The sequence below is a fragment of the Acidithiobacillus ferriphilus genome (assembly GCF_028215975.1).
GTDB lineage: Bacteria > Pseudomonadota > Gammaproteobacteria > Acidithiobacillales > Acidithiobacillaceae > Acidithiobacillus > Acidithiobacillus ferriphilus.
Map to the genome: position 1 here is coordinate 2,581,523 of NZ_CP116458.1, position 23,850 is coordinate 2,605,372.

18 protein-coding genes are annotated in these 23,850 nt (G+C 58.9%); 2 read left to right on the forward strand and 16 right to left on the reverse strand.

Translation table 11 applies throughout. From position 1 onward, the window contains the following. Positions 1 to 15 precede the first annotated feature (15 nt). The 7 genes from PJU76_RS13040 to PJU76_RS13070 all read right to left on the reverse strand — a co-directional run bounded on the left by PJU76_RS13040 (position 16) and on the right by PJU76_RS13070 (position 8,160). Positions 16 to 762, reverse strand: coding sequence for a cytochrome b/b6 domain-containing protein (locus PJU76_RS13040; RefSeq protein ID WP_271779861.1), 747 nt, complete (start codon positions 760 to 762; stop codon positions 16 to 18). A gap of 57 nt (positions 763 to 819) precedes the next feature. After that, entirely contained in the window at positions 820 to 1,515 is a 696-nt protein-coding gene (locus PJU76_RS13045) for an AIM24 family protein (protein WP_271779862.1), read from the reverse strand. 68 nt (positions 1,516 to 1,583) lie between these two features. Then, positions 1,584 to 4,694: an efflux RND transporter permease subunit gene (locus tag PJU76_RS13050; RefSeq protein WP_271779863.1), complete on the reverse strand. Its 3,111-nt coding sequence runs from the start codon at positions 4,692 to 4,694 to the stop codon at positions 1,584 to 1,586. Next, complete coding sequence (locus tag PJU76_RS13055) at positions 4,687 to 6,129, reverse strand: efflux RND transporter periplasmic adaptor subunit (RefSeq protein ID WP_271779864.1); 1,443 nt, start codon at positions 6,127 to 6,129, stop codon at positions 4,687 to 4,689. Before PJU76_RS13055 ends, PJU76_RS13050 begins: the two co-directional genes overlap by 8 nt. Further along, the gene (locus tag PJU76_RS13060; RefSeq protein ID WP_271779865.1) at positions 6,126 to 7,436 is read right to left on the reverse strand and encodes a TolC family protein; all 1,311 of its coding nucleotides are present in this window, start codon (positions 7,434 to 7,436) and stop codon (positions 6,126 to 6,128) included. Before PJU76_RS13060 ends, PJU76_RS13055 begins: the two co-directional genes overlap by 4 nt. 93 nt (positions 7,437 to 7,529) lie before the next feature. Continuing rightward, positions 7,530 to 7,883, reverse strand: coding sequence for a hypothetical protein (locus tag PJU76_RS13065; protein ID WP_271779866.1), 354 nt, complete (start codon positions 7,881 to 7,883; stop codon positions 7,530 to 7,532). A gap of 151 nt (positions 7,884 to 8,034) precedes the next feature. After that, positions 8,035 to 8,160 carry a hypothetical protein gene (locus PJU76_RS13070; RefSeq protein WP_271779867.1) on the reverse strand — a complete coding sequence of 42 codons (126 nt, stop codon included), beginning with the start codon at positions 8,158 to 8,160 and terminating at the stop codon, positions 8,035 to 8,037. A 413-nt stretch (positions 8,161 to 8,573) separates the two neighbouring features. On the opposite strand from PJU76_RS13070, the gene PJU76_RS13080 reads away from it, so the two are divergent. Both PJU76_RS13080 and PJU76_RS13085 read left to right on the forward strand, forming a co-directional pair. Continuing rightward, a complete protein-coding gene (locus tag PJU76_RS13080; protein WP_077272684.1) occupies positions 8,574 to 8,837 on the forward strand; it encodes an SHOCT domain-containing protein in 264 nt (87 codons plus the stop codon). Between the two features lie 286 nt (positions 8,838 to 9,123). After that, entirely contained in the window at positions 9,124 to 11,148 is a 2,025-nt protein-coding gene (locus PJU76_RS13085; protein WP_271779869.1) for a heavy metal translocating P-type ATPase, read from the forward strand. 34 nt (positions 11,149 to 11,182) lie between these two features. Here PJU76_RS13085 and PJU76_RS13090 read toward each other — a convergent pair whose 3' ends face one another. The 9 genes from PJU76_RS13090 to glmS all read right to left on the reverse strand — a co-directional run bounded on the left by PJU76_RS13090 (position 11,183) and on the right by glmS (position 23,832). Continuing rightward, complete coding sequence (locus PJU76_RS13090) at positions 11,183 to 11,785, reverse strand: hypothetical protein (protein ID WP_141738605.1); 603 nt, start codon at positions 11,783 to 11,785, stop codon at positions 11,183 to 11,185. Then, positions 11,724 to 12,083, reverse strand: a complete 360-nt coding sequence (locus PJU76_RS13095) for a hypothetical protein (RefSeq protein ID WP_248885783.1) — start codon at positions 12,081 to 12,083, stop codon at positions 11,724 to 11,726. Before PJU76_RS13095 ends, PJU76_RS13090 begins: the two co-directional genes overlap by 62 nt. Before the next feature lie 313 nt (positions 12,084 to 12,396). Next, positions 12,397 to 13,929: a hypothetical protein gene (locus PJU76_RS13100; RefSeq protein WP_271779870.1), complete on the reverse strand. Its 1,533-nt coding sequence runs from the start codon at positions 13,927 to 13,929 to the stop codon at positions 12,397 to 12,399. Then, complete coding sequence (locus tag PJU76_RS13105) at positions 13,883 to 15,097, reverse strand: ISAzo13 family transposase (protein ID WP_271779254.1); 1,215 nt, start codon at positions 15,095 to 15,097, stop codon at positions 13,883 to 13,885. The genes PJU76_RS13100 and PJU76_RS13105 overlap by 47 nt, the downstream gene beginning before the upstream one ends. 237 nt (positions 15,098 to 15,334) lie before the next feature. Continuing rightward, positions 15,335 to 17,164 (reverse strand): TnsD family transposase, encoded by a 1,830-nt coding sequence (locus tag PJU76_RS13110; RefSeq protein ID WP_271779871.1) that lies wholly within the window; start codon positions 17,162 to 17,164, stop codon positions 15,335 to 15,337. 11 nt (positions 17,165 to 17,175) lie between these two features. After that, the gene (locus PJU76_RS13115; RefSeq protein ID WP_271779872.1) at positions 17,176 to 18,834 is read right to left on the reverse strand and encodes an ATP-binding protein; all 1,659 of its coding nucleotides are present in this window, start codon (positions 18,832 to 18,834) and stop codon (positions 17,176 to 17,178) included. After that, the gene (locus tag PJU76_RS13120; protein WP_271779873.1) at positions 18,815 to 20,983 is read right to left on the reverse strand and encodes a Mu transposase C-terminal domain-containing protein; all 2,169 of its coding nucleotides are present in this window, start codon (positions 20,981 to 20,983) and stop codon (positions 18,815 to 18,817) included. The genes PJU76_RS13115 and PJU76_RS13120 overlap by 20 nt, the downstream gene beginning before the upstream one ends. After that, a complete protein-coding gene (locus PJU76_RS13125; protein ID WP_271779874.1) occupies positions 20,980 to 21,810 on the reverse strand; it encodes a TnsA endonuclease C-terminal domain-containing protein in 831 nt (276 codons plus the stop codon). Before PJU76_RS13125 ends, PJU76_RS13120 begins: the two co-directional genes overlap by 4 nt. Positions 21,811 to 21,987: 177 nt before the next feature. After that, positions 21,988 to 23,832: a glutamine--fructose-6-phosphate transaminase (isomerizing) gene (gene glmS / locus PJU76_RS13130; RefSeq protein WP_271779875.1), complete on the reverse strand. Its 1,845-nt coding sequence runs from the start codon at positions 23,830 to 23,832 to the stop codon at positions 21,988 to 21,990. Positions 23,833 to 23,850 lie beyond the last annotated feature (18 nt).

The window sequence follows — 23,850 nt, forward strand, 5'->3', positions numbered from 1 at the left end:
CCACTCGCCTATCCATCACTCATGCCTGATTTTCGTGACATCTCTGTTATTTGAAGTAATATCGTCCAGCCCTTCCGTCCCGCCGCTCGGGTCCGCCTGGACACTGATCCCAGCGTTCCAATCGGTAAGAAGGGCTTGGTGTTCCGACTCGGTGAATCCCTTGTGGCCGTGGATCATGGCGGAGATCAAACCGTGGCGACCCGCGATCTCGTGCGCCATCACGAGCGCCACATGGACAATGACGAAGGCAAGCAGCAGAAAGAAACCCCATTCATGCATCACCATCAAAGGGGAGTTCATCGCTTCACTATCCGGCATAAGTGAGAGGCTGATTCCCAAGGCGATCTGCGCCACGGCAATCAGGAAAAAGGCGAGATAGGCGGGGCCAGCGAAAGCGTTATGCCCCCGATAAGGGGAAATCGGGCGGCGGAAGCCGCTCAGATAGCAGGCGAGGGTTTCCCGCCAGATGCGGCGCTGGGCTGGCGTCAGGGGCAGGAGGTCGCGCCAGCGCGCCGTCGGCGGGCCGACAAAGAGCCAGAGGATGCGCACCACCAGCCCGGCGGCGAAAGCATAGCCGCCGACATAATGGATGATGTCGATCTTCCCCATCAGGGTGTCAGACATGTCGTTACCCAAGGCCAGGAGGGTCGCACCTGAGGTGAATTGCGCCATCATGGCAAGCGCCATCCACCAATGCAGTGCCCGCAGCAGCGGGTCCCAGACAGGGTGCAGGATATAACGGTTATCCGTTGTCGATTTCATACTTCCTCCAGGATCTGCGTATCATTGACCAGGCCACAAATATCCGTGGAACAGCCCTCACCATCGCGCAGGGCCGACTCCGCCGCTTTGCATCCAGATGGTCCCGGGGCCCTGTGCGCGGCATATGCCCCAGTTCGCTCCTGCAGCCATATCCGTAGAAAGCGATCCCAGTCCGATAGGTTCCCATTGGATCGAGGGATCACGAGCGATCCATGCCTTCGGATCCAGGTCCAAAGACTCCCCTTTTGCCAGCGTGAGCTCCCAGACATCACCGTGACCGTGCAACCAAACCAACCCCTTCGCGTCGCCCGCCACGGAAAAGCGATCAACGCTTGGCGCGGTGTCCCCGGTAACCCAAGGTCCGTCGCTTCCGCCGGAGAAGCTCTCAATGTGGACCGCGCCGCTCGCCGCCAGAAAGTGCGGGGCGGGTGCCAACAAGGTATTTCCGTCATGCAGGTTCACCCCGAATATCTTGCCGACGCAATCCCGGCTGAGACTCAGTGACCCGGGGCCGGATGCCATCATCAGCCACGACGGATGGTCCCAGAAACTTCGTACGGTTTTTGGCGACGTGGCCGAAATGACGGTTTTCGGGTCTTTCCACAATAGGGTGTGATGCTCGAAAAGCACAAAACTCAAAGGGTCCAAGTCCAACGTCAATATCGGGGTTAATTCCCCTTCCAAACGGAAGCGGATCCCAGCATGCCCCCCACCTTCCACCTTCGCCGATGTCAATAATTTCGGTTCCATCATCGATCCTCCACGCCTACGCTTCGTTAGTGTTGCCACGAACTTCTCCTTCTGCACTTCGCGCGCCATCATCACCGCAGGCCCAATCGCCGTTTCTGCCACAGCGCATAAAGGGCGGGAATCACCAGCAGCGCCAGTAACGCGGCGCTAAACATTCCGCCCACCATGGGCGCGGCAATGCGCTTCATCACATCGGCGCCGGCGCCATGACTGAACATGATGGGTAAGAGGCCACCCACCACCAGGGTCAAGGTCATGGCCAATGGCCGCAGGCGCAGCATGGTTCCCTCAATGACGGCCAGCCGAAGATCGTGCCAATTCCGTAAGTTGTCACGGGCCTGCCGCCGGAGGAGGGCCTGGTCCAGGTAGAGAAGCATCACCACCCCGAATTCCGCCGCCACTCCCGCCAAGGCAATGAAACCCACCGCCACCGCCACCGAGAGCTTGTAATTCAGCCAATAGACGAGCCAGAAACCACCGACCAGAGATAAGGGCAGGGTGAGCAGGATGATGGCCACCTCCACCCAGTTTTTAAAGTTGAAGTAGAGGAGCAGGGCGATCAGCAGAATGACGGCGGGAATGACCAGCTCCAGACGCTTGGCGGCCTGCTCCATGACCTGATACTGGCCTACCCAGGAGACGGTATAACCTCCTGGGAGATTGACGGCTTTCGCAATGGCCGCTTTGGCGCGGGGTACATAGGCACCGATGTTGGTGCCAGGCTTCGGGTCGATATAGATCCAACTGTTCAGGCGACTGTTGTCGCTGGTAAGCATGGCAGGCCCGCCCTCGATGCGGAGATCGGCTACCTGGGCCAGAGGAATCTGGGCACCACTGGGCGTGGCGATGCGGCTTTCCATCAGGGTGGACAGGGACTGGCGCAGCTCCCGGGGGTAACGAAGATCCACCGGGAAGCGTTCCAGCCCTTGTACAGCGGTAGTCAGGACCTTGCCCCCAATGGCCGTTTCCACGAGACGATTCACATCCGCCACCGAAATACCGTAGCGGGCGGCCTTGGCGCGGTCGGTGTGAACGACGATGTAGCGGCCGCCGGTGACCTGTGCCGCATAGGCGCTCTGGGTGCCGGGTACCTTGCGCAGGACGGTCTGGAGTTCCTGCCCCAGGCGGTTCAGGGTATCGAGATCCGTTCCGCCGATTTTAATGCCTAGTGGTGTCTGTAGACCGGTAGTCAGCATGTCCACCCGTCCCTTGAGCGGCTGTGTCCAGATATTCGACAGGCCGGGAATACTCATGGCTTTGTTCATCTTGCTTTGCAGCTTCTGCATCGTCATCCCGGCTGGCCACTGGTCGGGATTCTTTAAATTCACCACCGTATCGAACATGGACAGGGGCGATTGGTCCGTCGCCGTTTGTGCCCGTCCCGCCTCGCCGAAGATCGTTTTCACTTCGGGGAAGGTCTTGAGGATGCGGTCCGTCTGCTGCAGGAGCGTGGCGGCCTCGCCGATGGAAACCGCCGGGTCCTGAGTGACCGGCATATAGAGCAGCGTCCCCTCGTTCAGCGGCGGCATAAATTCCGACCCCAGGCGGTTCCAGGGGTAGTAGAGGGTGGCCGTGAGCAGCAGGGCGAGGACCAAAATGATCCAGGGGGCGCGCAGGACACCGTGGATGACTGGTCGGTAGAGGAAAGCCAGGACCCGATTCAGGGGGTTTTTGTTTTCAGGGCGGATGCGACCGCGGATGAACCATGCCATGAGAATGGGCACCACGGTTATGGAGAGCATGGCGGCAGCCGCCACGGAAAAGGTCTTGGTAAAGGCGAGGGGCGCGAAGAGCTTGCCCTCCTCGCCGCCCAGGGCGAAGACCGGCAGGAAGGAAACGGCGATGATGATCAGCGAGAAAAACAGTGCCGGACCGACCTCCTCCGCCGCCGCCATCGCCGCCGCCCAGGGATCGACACCGGGGGTTTGCTCCAGGTGCTTGTGCATGTTTTCGATCATGACCACGGGGGCATCCATCATCACGCCGATGGCGATGGCAATGCCGCCCAGGGACATGATGTTGGCGGGGACACCCATGCCCCACATGATAAGGATGGCGGCCAGTATTCCCAGCGGCAGGGCGACGAGGGCCACCAGCGCCGAACGCGCACGCAGCAGGAAGAGCAGGGAAATGAGCGCTACCGCCAGGGACTCTTCCAGCAGCTTGCCGGTCAGGGTATGAATGCTGCGCTGGATGAGCGGGGCCTGGCTGTAGGTGGTGACGACCTGCACCCCCTTGGGCAGGGAGGGCCGGATGTCCTTCAGCTTGCGCTCGATCTGATGGATGAGAGCATAGGCGTTGCCGCCCTGGTTCATCATCACGATACCGCCCACCACCTGGCCCTGGCCGTTAAGATCGGCGATGCCATTGGGCAACTGCGGGCCCAACTGCACCCGGGCCACCTCCCGCAGCGTAATGGGCACGCCGTCGCGCACCCCCAGCGACGCATCCTCCAGATCTTTCAGGGAGCGAATGTAACCCGAGGTGCGGACGATATAACTCGCCTCCCCCATGTCCACCACCGAGCCACTGGTCTCCCCGTTGGCGGCGCGGATGGCGGCTTCTACCTCCGGCAGGGTCAGGTGATAGGCGAGGAGTTTCTGGGGGTCCACCACCACTTGGTACTCCTGCACCATGCCCCCTACCGTGGCCACCTCCGCGACGCCGGAGATGGCCTGTAGTTCGTACTTGAGAAACCAGTTCTGCAAGGTGGTGAGCTGGGCCAGATTCAAGGTCCCGCCGGGGTCGGTGAGGGCATACTCGAAGATCCAGTCCACCCCCGAACTGTTCGGCCCCAGGGCCGGCGTGATCCCCGGCGGCAGCTTGGACTGCACCTGGCTCAGGTATTGGAGTACCAGGTTGCGGGCCTGATAGATGCTGGTGCCCCCTTTGAAGAGGACGTAAACATAGGAGTCCCCGAACATGGAGTAGCCGCGCACGGCCTGGGCACCGGGTACCTCCTGCAGGGTGGTCTCCAGGGGGTAGGTCACCTGATCCTGAACGATCTGCGGCGCCTGACCAGGGTAGGAGGTCTTGACGATGACCTGGGTGGGCGAGATGTCGGGGATAGCCTCCAGGGGAATATTGATCACCGCCAACGTACCGCCGACGATTAACACCAGGACGGCGATCATGACCAGCAAGCGGTTTTCCATACACCAACGCATGATCGCTCTAATCATGGGATTTGCCCCCCTGACCCATGTTCATCCCGGCCATGGCGCTCGGACCGGATGAGGCCGGTGGCGTTGGCGGGGCACCAGCATTCCCGGCGGGAGCGGCCAGTGCAGAGGATTTCCGGCCCTGAGTCATGTTCTGCGGCTGGGAAACCCCTATGCCCGGCGCGGCACTCGTGGTGGACGCCGTATTGCCCCCTAACATACGGGCCTTGACGGACTGGAACTGGGATTCGGAATAGAGCAGGAACTGGGCACTTTCCACTACCCGGTCACCCGTCTTGAGTCCCTTGTTGATGGCCACCCAGCCGTCGGCCTCCGGCCCCAGAGCAACCTGGACCGGCAGAAAATGTCCATTATCCTCACCCAGCATCACATAATCCCCCTGAGCGGTACGCAGTACGGCGCTGCTGGGGACCGCCAGGGTCTCCTCGGGGCTGGCCAGAATAGTGGCGTCGGCATAGGTGCCGGGGCGCAGGTTTCCCCCGGGATTAGGAAAGCTCAGCCGGGCCGTCACCGTCCGGCTTTTGGGGTCGAGGGTCGGATAGAGGAAGCTCAAACGTCCTTCCCAGGTCTTGCCGGGATAGGCGGGCAGATGCAAGCGCACGGGGTTGCCGATCCGTACCCAGGGCAACTGATAGGAGTAGAGCGCCACATTGACCCATACCCGGTCGAGATTGGCGATTGCATAGACATTCGTCTGCGGCGAGACGTAACCACCCTGGCGCACGTTGAGGGTTTCGACCACCCCGGACGCGGGCGCCATGAGCGGCACGTCCCGCTCCGCCGTGCCGCGCAGGGCGAGCGCCGCGATCTGGCCTTCCGGCATGCCCAGCAGCCGTAATTTCGCCCTGGCTGCCGCCAGCAATGCCGGGTCTTCCGTCGCTCCACCCTGGCGGCGGGCAATGAGATATTCCTGTTGGGCGCTATACAGCTCGGGAGAATATATCTCGGCGAGCACCTGGCCGCGCTGCACGGGGTCACCCACGGCGCGGACGTTCAAGCGGGTCACCCAGCCGGAGAAACGCGGAGTGACGGAATAGACCCGGTTCTCGTCCACCGCCAGGGTGCCCACGGTGTGGATGGCGTGGCCCATCTGACGGCGCTGCACATCCACGAGACGCACCCCCAGGTTTTGCGCCAGGCGCGGATTGATGCTGAGGCTGGACCCCTTTTGCGCGTTCGGACTGGAGGCATAGACCGGGATATACGCCATCCCCATGCTGTCCTTCATCGGGTGATCCGAATGAATCTTGGGGTTCATGGGGGCGGCCCAGTAGAGGATGTGCCGTCCCTTGGGGGTACTTTCCTGAGGATAGGTTGCTGCGACGTTGGCGCTCGGTGCCGCGGCAGGGACCCGCAGCCACCACGCCGCACCCGCCCCAAGGGCTACGCCAAGGACGAGCAGACCTATGCCGATAATCCAGTTGCGTGACTTCATGGTTGCATCTCTCCTTGAGTGGTGAGGAAATCCAGTTCTGCGGCGCTGATGGCCAGGTCGCGGCGGTATTGCAGGCGGGTCAGGGCGTAGTCCAGCACGTCTTTCTGGGTGCGCAACACCGCGTTCAGTCCGGCACGCCCCGCCGAGTAGGCGGCGAGCGTTGCGGAAAAGGCATTCCGTGCGGTGGGTAGCAGGCGTTGATCGGTCCGATCCAACTGGGTCTTGAGGGCTATGTAACGGGCGAAGGTGGCGCGCGTCTTCTGGGTCAATGCAAGATGTTGATCGTCGTAGCGATATTGCGCCTGCAAGGCCTTGGCCCGGGCTGCGGCGACATCCTGGTCCTGGCGATCTCCCGGAAAAATGGGCAGGCTCAGATTAACCCCTGCTGACAGCCAGTTGGGGCTGCCGGGGTAGAAATCCTGACCATAACTGACGCTGACCGTGACCTCCGGCCAATAGCCCCGCTTGGCTATCTGTACGCCCATTTGCGCGACACGCGTTTGCTCCTGGGCGGTCCGCAGAAGGGGTTGGCCGGATAGTCGGGTTTCCATTTCGGCAAGAGTGGGTGGTGGCGGCAGATTCGGCCATTGCTTTTCTATGGACGGCGGTTCCGGCAGGTTCAGAATCTGGGCGATTTGCGCCAGATCGCTTGCCTGCTCTGCCTGCAATTTGGTGATGTCATTGGCCAAACTGTCGCGCGCCAGTTGGGCACGGAGTACCTCGGCCTGTGACCCTTGAGCGGACCGGTAGAGCGCCAGTGCCGCTTGCACACTCTCGGCCTCCAACTGTTCCTGATGCTGGACCGTTGCCACGGCATCTTCGGTATAAAGGGCTTGCAGCCAGGCGCGGCGCAACAACAACACCAACTCGGCGGACTGGCCGCGCAGGGTGAAGTTCGCCATCTGCGCTTCCATTCCCGCCTGTTGTCCTTCCAGCCCTAATTTGCCAAAGGAGGGAAAAGTCTGACTCAGGCCCACGCTCAGCATGCTCATCTGCTGCCGGTTCATGGAGAAGCTGTTGATGGGCAGGTTCACGGCACCGAGACCAAGATGCGGATCGGGCAGTTGGGCTACCGCCACGGCTTTATGCCGTAATTCCGCGATCTTCTGGGTTAGGGCGCCGAGACCGGGGTTTTGCCGCAGGGCAATAGCCTCAGCACCCTGCAGGCTCAATGGGGCGGCACTGGCATAAGGGCTGAACACCATCATCAGCATGGCGGGAAGGGAGAGTGGCCCCGCGCCCCTGCAAATAGCCGCAACCCACTTTAGAAAATATTTATTTCCAGAACTTCTTTGCACATCGCTCATATAGCCTCCACATACGGCCCGAGTTAGGGCCGAAGACGCGAATTTCCTGTCCGGCGCGACTATGTGCGCGGGACTGCGGATTCAGGCGGGAGGCTAAATGAGAAAACGAACTGCGGAGAGTGGGGGAAGACCAGTGTGGGCCGCAACGCGGAGAAAGTGTGGAACGGGCTTAGGAGAAGAGAGAGTAATCCAGGATGCAACGGAAACGGCGAGAGCCGACATGGCGGGGGTGATGTTGTGGGCACTCTCCGCTACCGGCGCCATCATATCGTGGTGGCAGCAAGCAGTCAGGCAAGAGCCTTGCTGCGGGGCCGGAGCACCAAGGGCCTGTTCGCAACGCGGCATTTGTGTGCCATGTGCGGCTACCCCTGTCATCGACAGGGCGCACAGCGCCGGAGCCGCGTCTACGGGTGCCACCATCCAAGGCAGCAGTAGAAGCAGGGCCATAAAGGCTATCCGGCGAACGAACGAGCGAAAAACGCGCACAGTACCCCAATCTCGAGACGTTAGTTTAGTCATCAAAACTCAACGGCCATCAAATGTCAATGCTGCCGCGACTGAGTGCCGCGCTTCCCGCCCTTACTGACGTGCCCCTTATCTACGGTTTTTTTACCGCCCCAACCGTCGGTGTTTGCAAGTCTTTCCCGACGGCGAGATTCCCCATCTCTGGCGGGTGGTCCTCGAAATGGCCGGCCAGCACCTTGAAATCCTGGACGTGAAACACTTCTGTCCCCCACTACGCCCAAATCCTCACCCACTGGGTCCGGCGCTTGGAGGAACACAAGGAAGAGGCTGTTGCCATGATCGGCGAGAAACGCTATCGCATCTGGGCAATCTATGTGTGGCGCCGTTACCAACATGTGGACCGAAGTTACCGCGAGGCAGAGGTGGCTGAAGCGATATCTAACGGTCAACGGGGGGAAGGCCATTGGCAGCAAAGGTACGGGTGGCCGAAGATCTTGCCGCAGACCAATCCTCAGTCGCCAGGACGCCGATGGCTGGCCCCATCCATTGGATAGCCTGAAAGAAGATGGAATAAGTGGACACTGCCTACTACACTGAAGCCTTAAGTGAGCTGGTTATCGGCGAGAGTTAGTTCTGCGTCCATGGTGTAGCGAGCACGATGAGGAACAGAAAATGTGGCCTTATATGATGGGTGGTTTTTTCAATGGTTACGGCTGGGTCGGGTCGGCATTCATGATCCTGTTTTGGGGTTTGCTTTGCCTCTTGCTGATTTTTGGCATTGTTGCGGGGATCGTGTCGCTGGTGCGGGCCTTCCCAGGTCACGGGAGTCGGGGTGGCGAGAAAACCACCGCGCTGGATGTACTCCACGAGCGCTATGCTCGTGGGGAAATTGGAAGGGATGAGTACCTGGAAAGGCGCCGCGACCTGGAACAATAGCGCTTCCCCATCCGCCGAAGCTGGTCCGGATGCGCTACCAACAGGTGGGGCAGCGCTGGAAAGCTTGTCTCGTTGGTTAAGGATCCAGTCTGCGGCATGGATGTGCATCCCCAGATGCCGAGGCGTAGCCGTGTATAGGGTGTGACATTCTATTTTTGCTCCGCCGCTCATCGGACGTTTGTCCCATTACCATAGCTAACCTATGGAATCAGGCACAACGCGCACTAAGGTCGGAAATCGGCAACCGGCGTTGTAAGGCCCTGCGGCGGTAAAAGGAGAGGACTCTATGGACCATTCGGGACATCAGAAACAAGGGATGGGTACCGCTCATCCCGGTGCGCACGGCGGTCACAACCATGCCGCCATGATCGCCGATTTCCGGCGGAGGTTTTGGGTATCGCTGGCCCTGACGATTCCGATCCTCCTTTTGTCGCCGCTTATCCAGCATCTGCTGGGACTGGAGGCTACTCTTGCCTTTACGGGGTCGTCCTATGTGCTTTTCGCGTTGTCGAGTGGAGTGTATTTCTACGGCGGCTGGCCCTTCCTGAAGGGGCTGTTTGCCGAACTCGAAACCCGCAAGCCAGCCATGATGACGCTGATCGCCCTGGCCATCAGCGTGGCCTATTTTTACTCGAGTGCCGTCGTGTTCGGGGTTCAAGGCGAAGTGTTCTTCTGGGAACTCGCTACGCTGATCGATGTGATGCTGCTCGGCCACTGGATCGAGATGAAATCGGTCATGGGGGCATCCGGCGCACTAGAAAAACTGGTGCAAATGATGCCTTCCGAGGCCCATCTCGTGGCCCCGGACGGTATGAAAGACGTGCCGGTCGCCAATCTGCAGCGCGGTGACCGGGTGCTGGTGAAGCCCGGCGAAAAAATCCCTACAGATGGTCTGATCGTCGAGGGGCGAACCACCGTCAACCAGGCCATGCTCACCGGCGAAAGCCAGCCCGTGGAGAAGGGGGGCGGCGACGAAGTGATCGGCGGTTCGGTCAACGGAGAGTCGAGTATCACCGTCGAGGTCCACAAGACCGGCAGTGAAACCTATCTTTCACAGGTCATCGAGATGGTGCGCCGGGCACAGGAGTCCCGCTCCCGGACCCAGGACCTGGCCGACCGCGCGGCCCTGGTGCTGACCCTTACCGCGTTGAGTGTCGGGGGGCTTACCCTTGCCACTTGGCTGGTCCTTGGCCAGCACTTCGAGTTTGCCCTGGCCCGCATGGTGACCGTTATGGTGATTGCCTGTCCCCATGCCCTGGGCCTGGCGATTCCGCTAGTCGTCGCCGTGTCCACCGCCATGGCGGCGCAGCATGGGCTGCTTATCCGGGACCGGTCTGCTTTTGAGCGGGCGCGCCAACTGCAGGCGGTGGTGTTCGACAAGACCGGGACCTTGACGGAGGGGCGGTTCGGCGTCACGGATGTGGTCGTGCTGGGCGGATACGCCGAAGACGAGGTCGTGCGGCTCGCCGCGGCCCTCGAAAGTCAGTCGGAGCACCCCATCGCCGCCGGCATCGTGGCAGATGCCAAAGAGAGGGGCATAAGCTTCGAGTCTCCCAAGGAATTCAGGGCCATCCCCGGGAAGGGCGCGCAAGCCATCGTGGAAGGACGCAACGTGAAAGTCGTAAGTCCCGGCTATCTCAAGGAGCACGGCCTCGATGTCAGCGATGAGCGGATCGGGGCCTTGGCATCCCAGGGCAAAACGGTGGTATACCTGCTCGTCGATGAGAAACCGGCAGGGGCGGTCGCGCTGGCCGATATCATTCGAGCGGAATCGCGGGAAGCACTCGCGCGGCTGAAGGGGATGGGCGTACAGGTGATGATGCTGACCGGGGACTCGGAAGCGGTGGCCCGCTGGGTAGCCCAGGAAATGGGGCTTGACGATTATTTCGCCGAAGTGCTGCCGGATCAAAAGGCGGGGAAGATCAAGGCAGTGCAGGCGCGGGGGTTGCGCGTGGCCATGGTTGGCGACGGTGTCAACGATGCGCCCGCCCTGGTGGAGGCGGACGTCGGGATCGCCATCGGGGCGGGTACGGACGTCGCCATCGAGTCGGCGGACATCGTGCTGGTCCGTTCCGATCCTCGGGATGTGGTGGCCATCCTGGAACTTTCCCGCGCCACCTATCGCAAGATGGTCCAGAACCTGTGGTGGGGCGCCGGCTACAACATCGTGGCGATCCCCCTTGCTGCCGGAGTGGCTTATAGCATTGGCCTGGTGCTTTCCCCGGCGGTGGGGGCGGCCCTGATGTCCGTTTCCACCGTGATCGTCGCCGTCAACGCCAAGCTCCTTCAGAAGGTTCGGCTCACCGCCTAGCGCATGGGTCGGGAAGCAGTCAGCATGTCGCTGATCAGAACTTCCCCGAACGCAGGATCGCTATCACCCACCACAGGCCGAGTGCGCTGGCCACCGAATAGCCTAGGAGGCCCAGGAGCGGAATCCCCAGATAGTGGGGACCGGTGTGGAAGGCCATGACCAGGGATGACCCGATGATAACGGCCGCAATGATCAGGCTCAGGCTGAGGCGGTTGCTGGCGCGATCAAGGTGTTGCGGGATCTCTTCCATAGGCGCGTTGGCAACCGTTACGGTCAGTTCACCCTTAGCCAACTGCTGTAACGCACGGGTGAGTGAAACAGGCAACCTTGTCAGGGCCCGGCGCAAAGTGAAGAGCGCCCGATAGGCGCCGGGAAAGGCTTCTGTCATGTCGGGGAGGAATTGCCGCGCAAGCAAGTGCGGCGTAAAGGCCTGTAAGGTGGCAAGCATGTTGAAACGAGCATCCAGGTCGCGCGCCACCGACTCCACAATGATAAAGGCCCTGAAAGCGAACAAGAACTGGCGCAGTATTCGGAGCTTGTAACGCTGACCCAATCGGCTGAACTGGTTCACGATTTCAGCGAAGGAAGGCGCCTGAGCCGCCGCCACGGCATAGTACTGCTCCAAGGCTTCGCCCATATCCCGTGTGAACGCGGTCCGATCCGCGCCGGGAGCAGCACCGCTGGCGGTCAGCAATGGCGCGGGTGACGCGGGCGGCATGGCGACTGGGATCAAGACTGTCCGGGTCGTTCCAGAGTTGGCGTAAACGCTGGACTACGACGGGATCGCGCAGGTCCTGCAAACGGATACGGTGATGGCCGGGATCGGGATAGGGGACGTAGGTGCCGCCGGAACGAGTGAACTCCGCGTAGAGATCCAGAGATCGCCCTACATCAGTGACGACAATGAAGGGCGGGCGCCACTCGGCGGCGGGCAAAGCGCGCAGGCACGGCCAGAATAAACTCCAGTGACTGCCCGTTGGTCAGCCGAATCACCTGCAAGGCCTCCAGACCGACTCAACAACCCACGATTCGGCGATGAGCACCAGTCGCCGCACCGCCCTTTTCGACTTTGACATCCTTTACCGGGTGCTGAATGCCGAAAGATATAGCTGCCAACCCTCATCAAATGCATCGGGGAGGGAACACAATGGCACCGAGCCTCAGCTAATTGAGGATGGAGAGCTTTTCACGATCCGCCTTCTTCGGTAACCACCGCCTGGGGGCACGAAAGCCTCGCGATACTCATCACTACGTGGAAGCGAATGGGCCAGGAAACTCAAAGATCTTTTTCTTCAGCTTTTCCGCCCAAACGCCATTCTGTTGTTGCTCATTACCTCCCGGATCAGGTCTCATCACCTTCCGCAGCCGCTCATATCGGGCAAGCTGGTCGCCTTCACTCTCCGTAACGTCCCAACGCCCTCCCCGACAATCCAGCCGGTGGAGAATCGACAGGATATGGTTTTCGATATCTCGAAGCCCGATACCACCCTTGAATCGCAGCAGCAGCGTAGACAAAGCCATTTTGTTACTATGCTCCACATCCAGCAACACCACCGGGAACGCCTTTTCCTGAAAAAATACGGCAACCAGGCATAATCTTTGGCGCCTTCCGACCATGGAAAAGGCCTGCCCGGTTTCAAGCCGGCACAGCGCCGTCAAAATACGGACATCTTTTAACCCGTTCGCCATGGTACGGATCACCTGCATCAATCGCCTTAGATCGTCCGTACCTTCACCTTTCTCGACCGCAAGCACCTGAAACTCCATGGGCAGGAGATCGTCGTGCAGAGACTCAGGGGAAACGCTCACTTTAGGCGGTGGCGTTTTTCCACTTCCCCGATATTTTCGGGTCTTTCCCCCATTTTCACTGGTGTCCGCGGCACCCTTGTTTCTACGCCTGATAACACGTACCCGATCTTTTTTATCCACCCGACGCACTTCGATTTCCCGGTCAAAAATGCTGGTTCTGGTCAATATCGGCAGGGGTGGCTGATGAACATCCGTCCTACTACCCGAACCTACCGTGTCTATGACAGGAACGTCACCGGATGACGGACCACCGTCTGGCCCACGCCTTTTGGGCTGACTTTTTGGCATCCGCACCGTGATCGTTTTCCCCAGCGACGGATGAGAAAAATACAAAACGTCACAGGGTACCCTCTTCCCCGTGAACTCGGAGATTTCTAAGATAAGCCACTGATTTCCTTTCCGCACTCCACGAAACTTAATTCCACAGTCATGCAAATCGGGAGGATCAAAGGTCATATACTTTTGTTTGAATGTCCGTTCGTAGACACTGTCCCAGGCGCGTTGCCCATCAGGATCCACCGCCAGCCAAGAAAATTCCAAGATAAATGATCTCTTGAGTGATCTCACCGGCATTTGCTGGGTATAATCGAGCTGCAGGCGAGGATGAAACCCAGGTTCGACCGGCCTGAAGAGTGTCATAATGCCCCCAGGCTGCATAATATGATTGGCAAGCGTTTTATTATGCAGGAACAGGCTACGGATGAGCTCCATGGTCGGGAGCAAATACTCCACCTGACCCACTCGATAACGCAGGAGCCGCTGCACCCCCTGTGATTTGCCTTCGAACGAATATAATTCCGGCGGAATGTCGGACGAGTTGATTTCCTCTCCCGCCGCCAGATTGGGAATAATCGCTTCCGAATATTCGCCGTAGGTTATCGGGAGCAACTTACCTTCGGAGAAGCGATAAGGAGTCGTTAATAAATTACGTGCATTTTCTTTTCGGTGAGATGACGTAATTCCACTCTCCATGGAAATCATCGCGATCAAGCTGAATGGCAGCGAATTCAGCGTCAGTGACCTTGATTCCCTTCGGGTAGGGTGTGGGGTCAATGGCGGCACGTACTTTCAACCCTTTGCTCGTGGTGGTGGCAGCGATCAAATTGACAATGACCTCGTGACTCACCAAAGGCCGCCCCCGCCAATTCATGCTGATATAGGAAAACAAGCGGTGCTCAATCTTGTTCCATTTGCTCGTGCCCGGCGGGAAGTGGCATACTCGGATCGGTAGATTCAAATCGTCCGCAAGTCCTTGTAACTCCAGCTTCCAGAGACGCACCCGCGATCCGTTGCTGCCGCCACCGTCGGCCATGATCATCAGCTCCTTGGCGGCGGGGTAAAGGGGTTGACCCATGCCCAACCACCAGCGCCGGATAGTCGCTACCGCAAAACTTGCCGTATCATGATCAGTGCCTACGCTTACCCAGCCCGCGTTCTGGGCGAGATCGTAAACCCCGTAGGGATTAGCTCGCCCCAGTTCTGCATCCACGAAGTCGTGCACCTGAACCGCCTCCGGTTCTCCCTGTGGCCGCCACTCCTGACCGGCATTTTTGTAGTTGCCGACCAGCTCTTTTTTCTTGGTGTCCACCGAAATCACGGGTTGTCCAGCATCCAATGCCTGCTGCGTCTTTTCCTGAATATACTGAAATTGCGCATCCCGATCCGGGTGGTCAGTGCCTTCCAGAGTCTTTCGATTGCCTTGCAGGCTGTATCCCAACTCCTTGAGCAGAATACCCACGGAAACATGGCTAATACGATGCCCTTGTTCGCCCAGTTCATGTGCCAATTGCTTGAGGCTCTTGCACGTCCAGCGCAGGGGTGACTGGGGATCGCCCCGTGCCGCAGGATCCACCAAACGCTCCAACGCGGCCAGTAAGTCTGGATCACGATCTACCAGTTTTTTGCGCCCACCACCGGGCCGACGAACCCGGCCTTTGGGGAGTGTATTCTCTGGATCCTTGAGTTCCTTGAGACCCGCCAGAATGGAACCTCGCGCGACCCCCGTCGCCTCGCTAACCCGTTTGACGCCACCATGGCCTAGCACCTTCGCCTCTACCGCCGCATGCAGTCGTCTTTGCCGCTCATCCAGTATCCCTTCGAGCGCTCGGTGTCGAGCTGCTATCAGTGCGTCTGCTTCCATGCCGCAAGGCTATGCCTGCCGCATAAAAAGTGCAAGTTATTTACTAATGGATCCTAACCGAGTGCCAGCACCGGGAACAGCCCAATAGGTACGCTCCACATGGCAAATTTGCCTGACGACACGCCGCAGGTGACTATACGTACCCGCCACCCCTTTTTATCGTCTTGTTCGACTCCAACCAGCCAGTGTAGCGTCAAATCTTCAGGCACTTTGCGTAATACGTCTATTCTGATCAATTTATACCTCAGAGGATCCAGCCATTATTTCCAATGCAGCCAAGGCGGTTTCTACGCTCGGTGAAGCTATCGAAGGCAGCCCCGCTAAGCGGCGTACCCGCCACGATCGCACAGGCAACGCCTGGCGATCCAATTCCGAGACAGCCCAAGCAATGCGGCGCAGACGAAACGCATCAATAGTCTCCGTGACCTCGCCAAGCACGCCGATACTTTTAGGCAGCTTTGTCTGCCGTTTTGACATCCAACGCGGTCGCCCCAACTTGCGCTCCAAAGCCGCCTGGGTAACGCGTTGCGGCGGAACCTCCCGAGTGATTTCCCGCGCGACCTTACGCAGTTGGATCGCCATGCTACGATCCAATGTCTCCCAGTCCACACGCTGATCAGACCATTTCTTGTGCAGTGCCGTTGGTGAATGTTGCTCCAGCCACTCCCTGTCATGGCGGTACAACCATGCGTGTTCTTTGGGTAGCAGGAGCGCCAGTCGCCGACGTGACAAATCAGCGTAATTCTGCTGCACGTCCAACCACCGTGTTCTTATGGCATCCCGGTCTGGCACCAATGTTCGGGAATGTCGTGCGGCTAAGGGCTTCCAGGGCACATTCAACCCGAGTCGGGAGGCGTGCAACCTCACCGTCCCCGGATCAATGGCAAGATATCCGGCTACCGCCCTGAGTCCCAGGCCCTCCGCCACTTTCTGCCGGATTTGATCATCCAGTAGGGGGCCAAAGTCCAAAATGCGCGGCGAACTCCTTGATCCCACCTCTCGACCGTACACAAATCCGCAGGCGCAGGAAAATCGACCAATCACCCGATCCTGATCATGGCGAACAACGATCTCGTGGATCACATTCTGCCCATAGTGGTCTGCCAGACGATTGAAGCAGGGCCACGGTCCCTTGCCGAAGGGGGGTGCCGGCCGCCGCTGCGGCGACCGTTTGTCCAAAAAAATCTGGAATAGAACATGCCGCAACGGATGAAATGCCTTTCTGTGTTTCCGTACCATGGCCGTAGGCCAATCGCCGCCGAGACCACCGGGGATAAGGTCGATTATTGGTTCAAACAGGCTTAAAATTGCTTCCCTGAGAAGGTTCTGAGCGACATTCTCCTTGCCTTTGCCGAAGCCGCGATCAATCACTGCGCTCCGATAATACGCACCCCAATCACGAAAGCGGGAGCGCACTGGCGGATGATCGAGCAACGCCGCGCTCCGCTTGGCGATCTCTTGCAACAGCGTCACTTGGCGCGGGCTACTCGCCCAAGAAGGGAGTGCCGCCACCGGCGAACAGTTCTTTTGATCTGCGGCGATGAATTCGTGCTGGTTACTGGCACCTTGAGAGGCCGCACTGTCCGCCAGGGCCGCGCCATGATCCGGACAAACCAGAACGCCGGGGAGTTGATGGCTGCGCCTCCAATATCCTTCTCCATAGCGGCTCAACATCTCGCCAAGGCAGATGGGACAATACCGTAAGTATGCCGGAGCCGAAATCGCGCTCGCCGCAATACCCAGACGCACATGCACGGCATCCGCCGGCCCGTCCACTAATGACGCCAGTACGGATTGTCCCACTGACTTCGGCTCGAATGCCGTGTAATAACGGTAGAGGGTAAAATCCTTGGTCAGCCTTTCCGGACCGAGTCCGCGATCGGCCGGTATTCTTTGGCTCAACGCCGCCACATGGCTTTGCAAGCCCGCCGTCGCCCGCACCCCGGTTTCACCAAAGAGATCATACAGGGTGTGTTTCGGGCTTCTGGAACAAACGTGGCGATGATAACGCGCAAGCGCGCTGTATAACAGTTCGTCGGGATAAATTTCCGGGAAATAGGCCAACACGGGCGGCTTTTTCAGCTCGCGAGATCGGCCATCGGCGGTTTAACGGCGCCCGCCGCAAGCAATGCGTCGTAAGCGGATACGCCCTCTTTTTTGGCCGAGATGATCGTCCGGAGGTCCTGCGCATCCACGGGAAGGGGTGTTTTCGCGGTTTTAGTAGCGATTGTAGTCGACTTGCGCGGTTTCTTAGAGGAATTGGCAGGTGCGCGATCACGTAATTTAGCCGTAATAATGCCCACGAGATCTAGCGCGGACAGGCCCGGATGCTCTGCTTCGGCTTCCGCCACCAGGATTTCCGCGATGTCCCCAGCCAACCCGAGCTGCGCCAAGATAGGCAGAAGGATGCCGCGCACATCCAGATTCGTGCTTGCCGCCTTTCCGGTCGTGGCCGAAGCCACCGGAGAGCGGGTGGCGAGGACAGGTTGCCCTGGCATGCAACTCAGCGCGTCGCTGAACACCTGCAGAACCTGGTCCTGCATGGGGCGGATATCATCATATTGTGCGATCGCCTCGCGATCCCCACGTTTCAACGCATTGATCATGGGCGCGATAAGCCGCATGTGCTCACTAGCCACCTGCCGCAGCAGACCAGCGTCGATACGTTCAGGGCGACGGTTCAGAACCCCGAGCTGAATGGCACGCAGTTGCGCCATCATGAAGAGGTTGATCAACACGTCCACAATCCCCTGACTCTCTTCATATAACACCTTACGGACTTCGTCGGTGAGCGGCGATATCTCCCGCGTCCACTGGTAGGTCCACATTCGCTCGACAAAGTAATTCCAGGTCGGCTCGTTCTCCATGCGCTCCCAAACCAGACTCCCCAGACCGCTCGCGCGACGTGCCTGCCGGAAGTCTCCCTGCAACAGGGGCAGCGCGCCCATCGTGCCGATGAGGATCACCGGGATACCAATCGTGTTCACCAGAGTCACGAGGAAGTTCAACAGCGCTTCGGCCCCAGTACCTGGCGCTTCCCGAATGTGCTGGATTTCATCGACAATCAGCACACCCAATGCGTGCAGGTTCGCGACATGCGCCATATGCACCATCATCTCATCGACAGATCGCCGGCTACTCCCAAATTGCGCGCTATAACGCGTGCCCAACAAGTCATCCATGCTCCGAAAGAAGTTGATGCAAAGCTGCTTGGGCGACCCCTTGTGCGGACTATCCAGCTTGAGCCAAACCACCTGGTCGAGACTGCGGGGCTCGGCATGGTGAATTTTTTGCGGATATAACTCCAATATTCTGGCCATGCCGTAGCTTTTGCCAATGCCGGAACATCCAATCAGCGCAAAACTGCTCGCGGTTGACCGGACAGAACGTCCGCCGGCCATGAGATCCTTTTCAAATACCCGGGTAGCGCCTTCCCGGACGCGGCGGGTATAGTCAGCCGTGGTGGGGTTGCGGCACAGATAACCTTGACGGATCAGAAGGCCAAATTTTGCTTCCAGGCTGAGGTGGGTTTCCAGCGGCTCAAAATAGCCTTTAAGCCGCGAGATGCAATGGGCGCGCAGATGCGCGGGATAATCGCGCTCCGCCGCGTTGAAGGCGGGTGGAGCCGCCATGGCCAGCAAGGCGTCATGCGTTGACATGGGAGGCGGCAATTTCGCGATAAAGGGGTTATCCCGATATTCGGGCAACGTGAGGTCCTCATCCGCCGTGGTCGTCATCACCCTGATCCTCCCGTTGCCCGCGCATAATATCCGCTATCCCGGGGAGACGATAATCGTCGGCCTCTTTTGTTTTGGGAAAAGGCAGCACTGCCGCAGTTCCCGGCGCTTCCTCACTGGGAGGAAGCATCCTGAAAGCCTCCCGCTTTCTGTTTTCCTGACTCTCCTTGCTACGATTTTCGCGGATGTTTCCTGTCTGCTGACGCGCGCCGCCAGAGGGTGGAGGTGCTTCCGATCGCATGGCTTCCGCCTCATTCACGATCCCCTTAATTTTTTCATTCAAGTTGATGCGGCTACGAAGGGCTTGCGGCTCATGAGTCCTTTGGCTTCGCCTCTCTTCGCCATTTACCTGAAGAATTTCCCATAGCATTCGACCCCTATGATGACGGCTTTTCTCCGTGAGCGTGCAGGGGATAAATTTCCCGCGCTTGACGTCTTCGTGCAGATGAATCTCGTCCATGTGGCGAGGATCATAGGAGATTCGAACTTTCCAGCGTCCCTTTTGGCGTGCGCGTTCGAACCAGTGCTCTTCCATCGCTTTTTCACAGGTGTAAAAGCAGGTCGCATAGCGGATTCCTGTAGCGGTGACGGTCGCATCGTCGCTCGGCATCAAGCTCAACTGGACTTTTTCCGGCGCGAATGCGCGTAAGCTGCCACTACGATGGGCAACACCCCACTCCCACAACTCGCAAGGAATTGCCGGCACCCGGTCGGCGATCATATCCGGTGACTTTTCATATTCACTGAGCGGGTGCTGATTGTTGTAATACAGGATGCAGTAGAGAATGATGCGGGTGAACTGGTCTATATCGAGAGTCGCGTCGAGCCGGTAGTCCCTGGCGCCGCGCTCTTGGTAATCCGGAGCAACAAAGCCCGGCGTAAAGGCCTTGAAACGCGCGGGAAGCAAACGAAACCGCTGTTCCACGATGCCTTTCCAGTCCGCACGGTACGGTGCGGCATTCTCGACGTGCACCTGATAATTCTTGATGAGCGTCTCTATGGTCTTGCCCGCAATTTCTCCCTTATCGCCCAGCAATACGTCGGGCATGGCCTGACACGGCCAATCCGCGTCCTGAATATCAACACCGAACTGACGGCAATAGGCCACTTTTGACGTTACGGCGTTCGTCAGCGCCATCATCGCGCTGACCCAGGACGGACCTTCCAGGCCCACGTATACGCCCGTAATCATTCTGCTGAAGATGTCTATCACGATATAGAGTACGGGTCGCCCCACGATCATGGTGCGGTCGTATCTGGAAACCAGGTATACGTCCGCGATGGTGGCATCAATCTGATAACGCGATGCCGGGCCAACGGTTTCGGCCGTGGAGGATCCCAGGATTGCCCGCATATCCTTGTCATATACTCTGGGGGTGCGGCGTATACGATCCAGACGGAAGACGTCGTTATCCTTCTCATACCAGTAGCGGAATTGCCGCAAGCTGGGAATATCTTTTTGCGGAACCAGTTCCTGCTGACCGGTGTGTTCGTTGATGACGCGTTCGCAAAAATTATCGGCGATCAGCTCGTCGTAGGCACCCCGAAAATCCAACTGACTATTGGTGATGAACTTCTTTGTGGCAACGGCGCGAAATAGCTGCCGCATCTCTGACGTCACGTTGACCCCCAGACCATCTCGATCAGGAATGCGACCGCGTTTTTTTTCAGAAACGGATTTGTCTTTGCCCCGCCCACCACACCGCGCATAATCAGGGAGCAGAGCGTTGGGTGTCATGCCGCGCTGCCAATACCGGCGCAGAAAACGGTAAATCGTTTGCTTGGTTACTCCAGATTCTTCCATGCTCCTTTTAACCGCTTCGCTACGGGCAATGGCATCGAAAATGGCCGGTTGATCAAAAATCAGCGGACGAATCGTCTCCCAAGCGGAATCGCGTTTGTCCCGGTAGATCTCTGATATGTTTTCATCCGCCAGTGCGAGTAGCCATGGGTCATTCTCAACCACACGCCACTCGCCGGCGTCGCGCATCTTCTCTATTTCTTCCGCTTGGTAGAATTCTGGCAGGGCATTGGCATCGCGAATGTCGATGGCATATAGGCCCCGCATTCCCGGATCAATCCAGAGCACACGCTCAACTCGGTGTTCCTCCGGAAACTCCAGCAAAAGATTCACAGACAAATCCTTCATCCGCTGGCCCTCCTGGATTCATCCGTGGGCACCTGAAATTGACGCAATGGCCAGGCGTCCGTAATAGCCGTATCCATGGGACAGGAAATCGCCTTCCGTGCCAAGAGGTGACGGATAAGCAGGAGACTGTCGCCCACATGCATAGCAAGTTTCTGGTCCATAGCCAGGCAGAATTGCCTCAAGGTGGTTGCGGGATGGGACGGGAGTGCCCGCAACAGCAAACGTGCCTTTTCTTGGTAGTAACCTTCGTAAGGCGCAGTCAATTGGTCAAGGGTAATATAGGGATGCAGCCATGCAATGTTGGTGACTATTGCTTCGGGGATGTCTCGCTCAGTGATGATTCCCCAGTCCACGCCCTGCTGTACCCAATAGCGCCGTTCGATTTCCAACTTATCGATGACGCGAGGTTTTTCGAGTTCGCTGGCGGGCTTGACGGCACGGGCCAACTGCCTCAGCTTCCCTTCATAAGCGATATCGACCAAAAAATCTGTAGTCATGACTATTTCCGTAGCGGCGTCTCGCGGATGCTTTATATCGAGATCCGCGGCAATACGGCGGGTGTATTCACGGTCGAGGGGATACTGCTCGCGGATGTCCGTAACGGTATCCGCCCAGTCAAACTGGTAAAAAGCATCCCGCTCAATGTCGGAGAGGAAGTGGTGTACTCGGCCGGTCTTGATTCCGGCAATTCGATGTGAGCGGCCATGGGAGGCCACATCCTGTATGGTCAGCCACGGCTTGTAGCTTGTACCGCGGCCTCGCCCTCGCCCTTCTTTCTGGAAGCGCGCGATTTTGCCTTCATCAAACGCGTAACGCCGACGAGCCATAGCAGGTATCCCCAACCCGATGATCTGTGAGTCAGCATACACCTTCACTCTAAAGCTGAAAATATAGGATGATACTTTTTTGTCGGGGATGATACTTTTTTGTTCAGGATGAAACTATTTTGTCCGGGATGATACTTTTTTGTCCGTTAACAAAATTTCGCGCCGATGGATGCCCCATCACTCCACCGTCACGCTCTTCGCGAGGTTACGCGGCCGGTCCACATCGGTACCCTTCACCAAGGCCGCGTGATAGGCCAGCAACTGCACCGGGATAGCGTGGACGATGGGGGAGAGCAAACCGGCATGACGCGGCAGACGCAGCACATGCACGCCCTCGCTGGCGTTAAAGTGGCTGTCCGAATCAGCGAATACATAAAGCTCACCGCCACGGGCGTGGACTTCCTGCATGTTGGCCGCCAGCTTTTCGAGGAGACGGTCATTGGGCGCGATCACCACCACCGGCATGTCGCGGTCCACCAGGGCCAGGGGGCCATGCTTCAACTCGCCCGCGGGATAAGCCTCGGCATGGATATAGGAGATTTCCTTAAGCTTGAGCGCCCCTTCCAGCGCGATGGGGTAGTGCAGGCCACGCCCCAGAAAAAGTGCATGATCCTTGCTGGCAAAGCGCGCCGCCCAGCCCTGAATCTGCGGCTCCAGATTCAGGGCGTGCTGGACACTGCCCGGCAATTGCCGCAAAGCATCCAGATGATCAGCCTGCTGCGCATCGTGCAGACACCCCTGCGCCTTGGCCAGGGACAGGGCCAGCAGATAAAGTGCCGCCAACTGGGTGGTGAACGCCTTGGTCGAGGCCACGCCGATCTCGGGACCGGCCCGGGTCAGGAAGCGCAGCGCCGACGCCCGCGGAATGGCGCTCTCCGCGACATTGCAGATGGCCAGCGTGCGGGTATGGCCGAGATCCTTGGCACGACGCAGGGCCTCGAAAGTATCCAGCGTTTCGCCGGATTGCGAGAGAGTCACCACCAACTGGCGCGGGTTCGGAATGGAATCCCGGTAACGATATTCGTGCCCCAGTTCGGCCTGCGCCGGAATCCCGGCAATGCTTTCCAGCCATTGGCGCCCCACCAGTGTCGCGTAGTGACTGGTGCCGGAAGCCAGGAACAGTACGCTATCCACATCCCGGAAAACGTCCGCGGCGTCCGCGCCCCAGAGATCCACCAGATCGAGCTGGCTGTTCAGCGCGCCCTCCAGGGTGTCGGCCAAGGCGCGGGGTTGCTCGTGGATTTCTTTCTGCATGAAATGGCGATAAGGTCCCAGATCTACAGCCGCCGCACTGAGCTGACTCCAATGTTCTTCACGCTGCCGTGGCACTCCGGCCTGATCCGTAATCCGCAAGGTCTCCCGCTGCAGTAAGGCCACATCGCCATCTTCCAGATACAGCACACGCCGAGTCACCGGCAGCAGGGCCGCCACATCCGAGGCGAAGTAATGCCCGTCATCGGCAATGCCCAGCAGCAGCGGGCAGCCCATCCGTGCCACGCACACGCTCTCCGGATCGCTGCTTGAGATCACCGCGATGGCGTAAGCGCCGCGCAGATCACCCACCGCCAAGCGGGTCGCCGTGAACAGGTCTGGCGCGCTCCGCCGATAATGGTGTACCAGATGCGCGATGACCTCCGTATCGGTCTCGGAGGTGAAGGTGTACCCCGCCGCTTCCAGAACCGCGCGCAAGACATGAAAGTTCTCGATAATGCCGTTATGGACCACAGCGACCTGCTCATGGGAGATCATGGGATGTGCGTTGCATTCGGCGACGCCGCCATGGGTGGCCCAGCGCGTGTGGCCAATGCCCACCTGACCCTGCAAGCCACGCTCGGCAACGGCGGCAGCCAGTTCGGCGACGCGCCCCACGCTGCGCACCCGCAGCAAATCCGCGCCTTGTCTCCCCTCTTCCAGGATCGCCAAGCCGGCCGAATCATAGCCGCGATACTCCAAACGCCGCAGCCCCTCCAAAATCATGGGGACCAAATCTGTTTGGCTCACTCCACCGACAATCCCGCACATAATTCTGCTCCCCTGTAA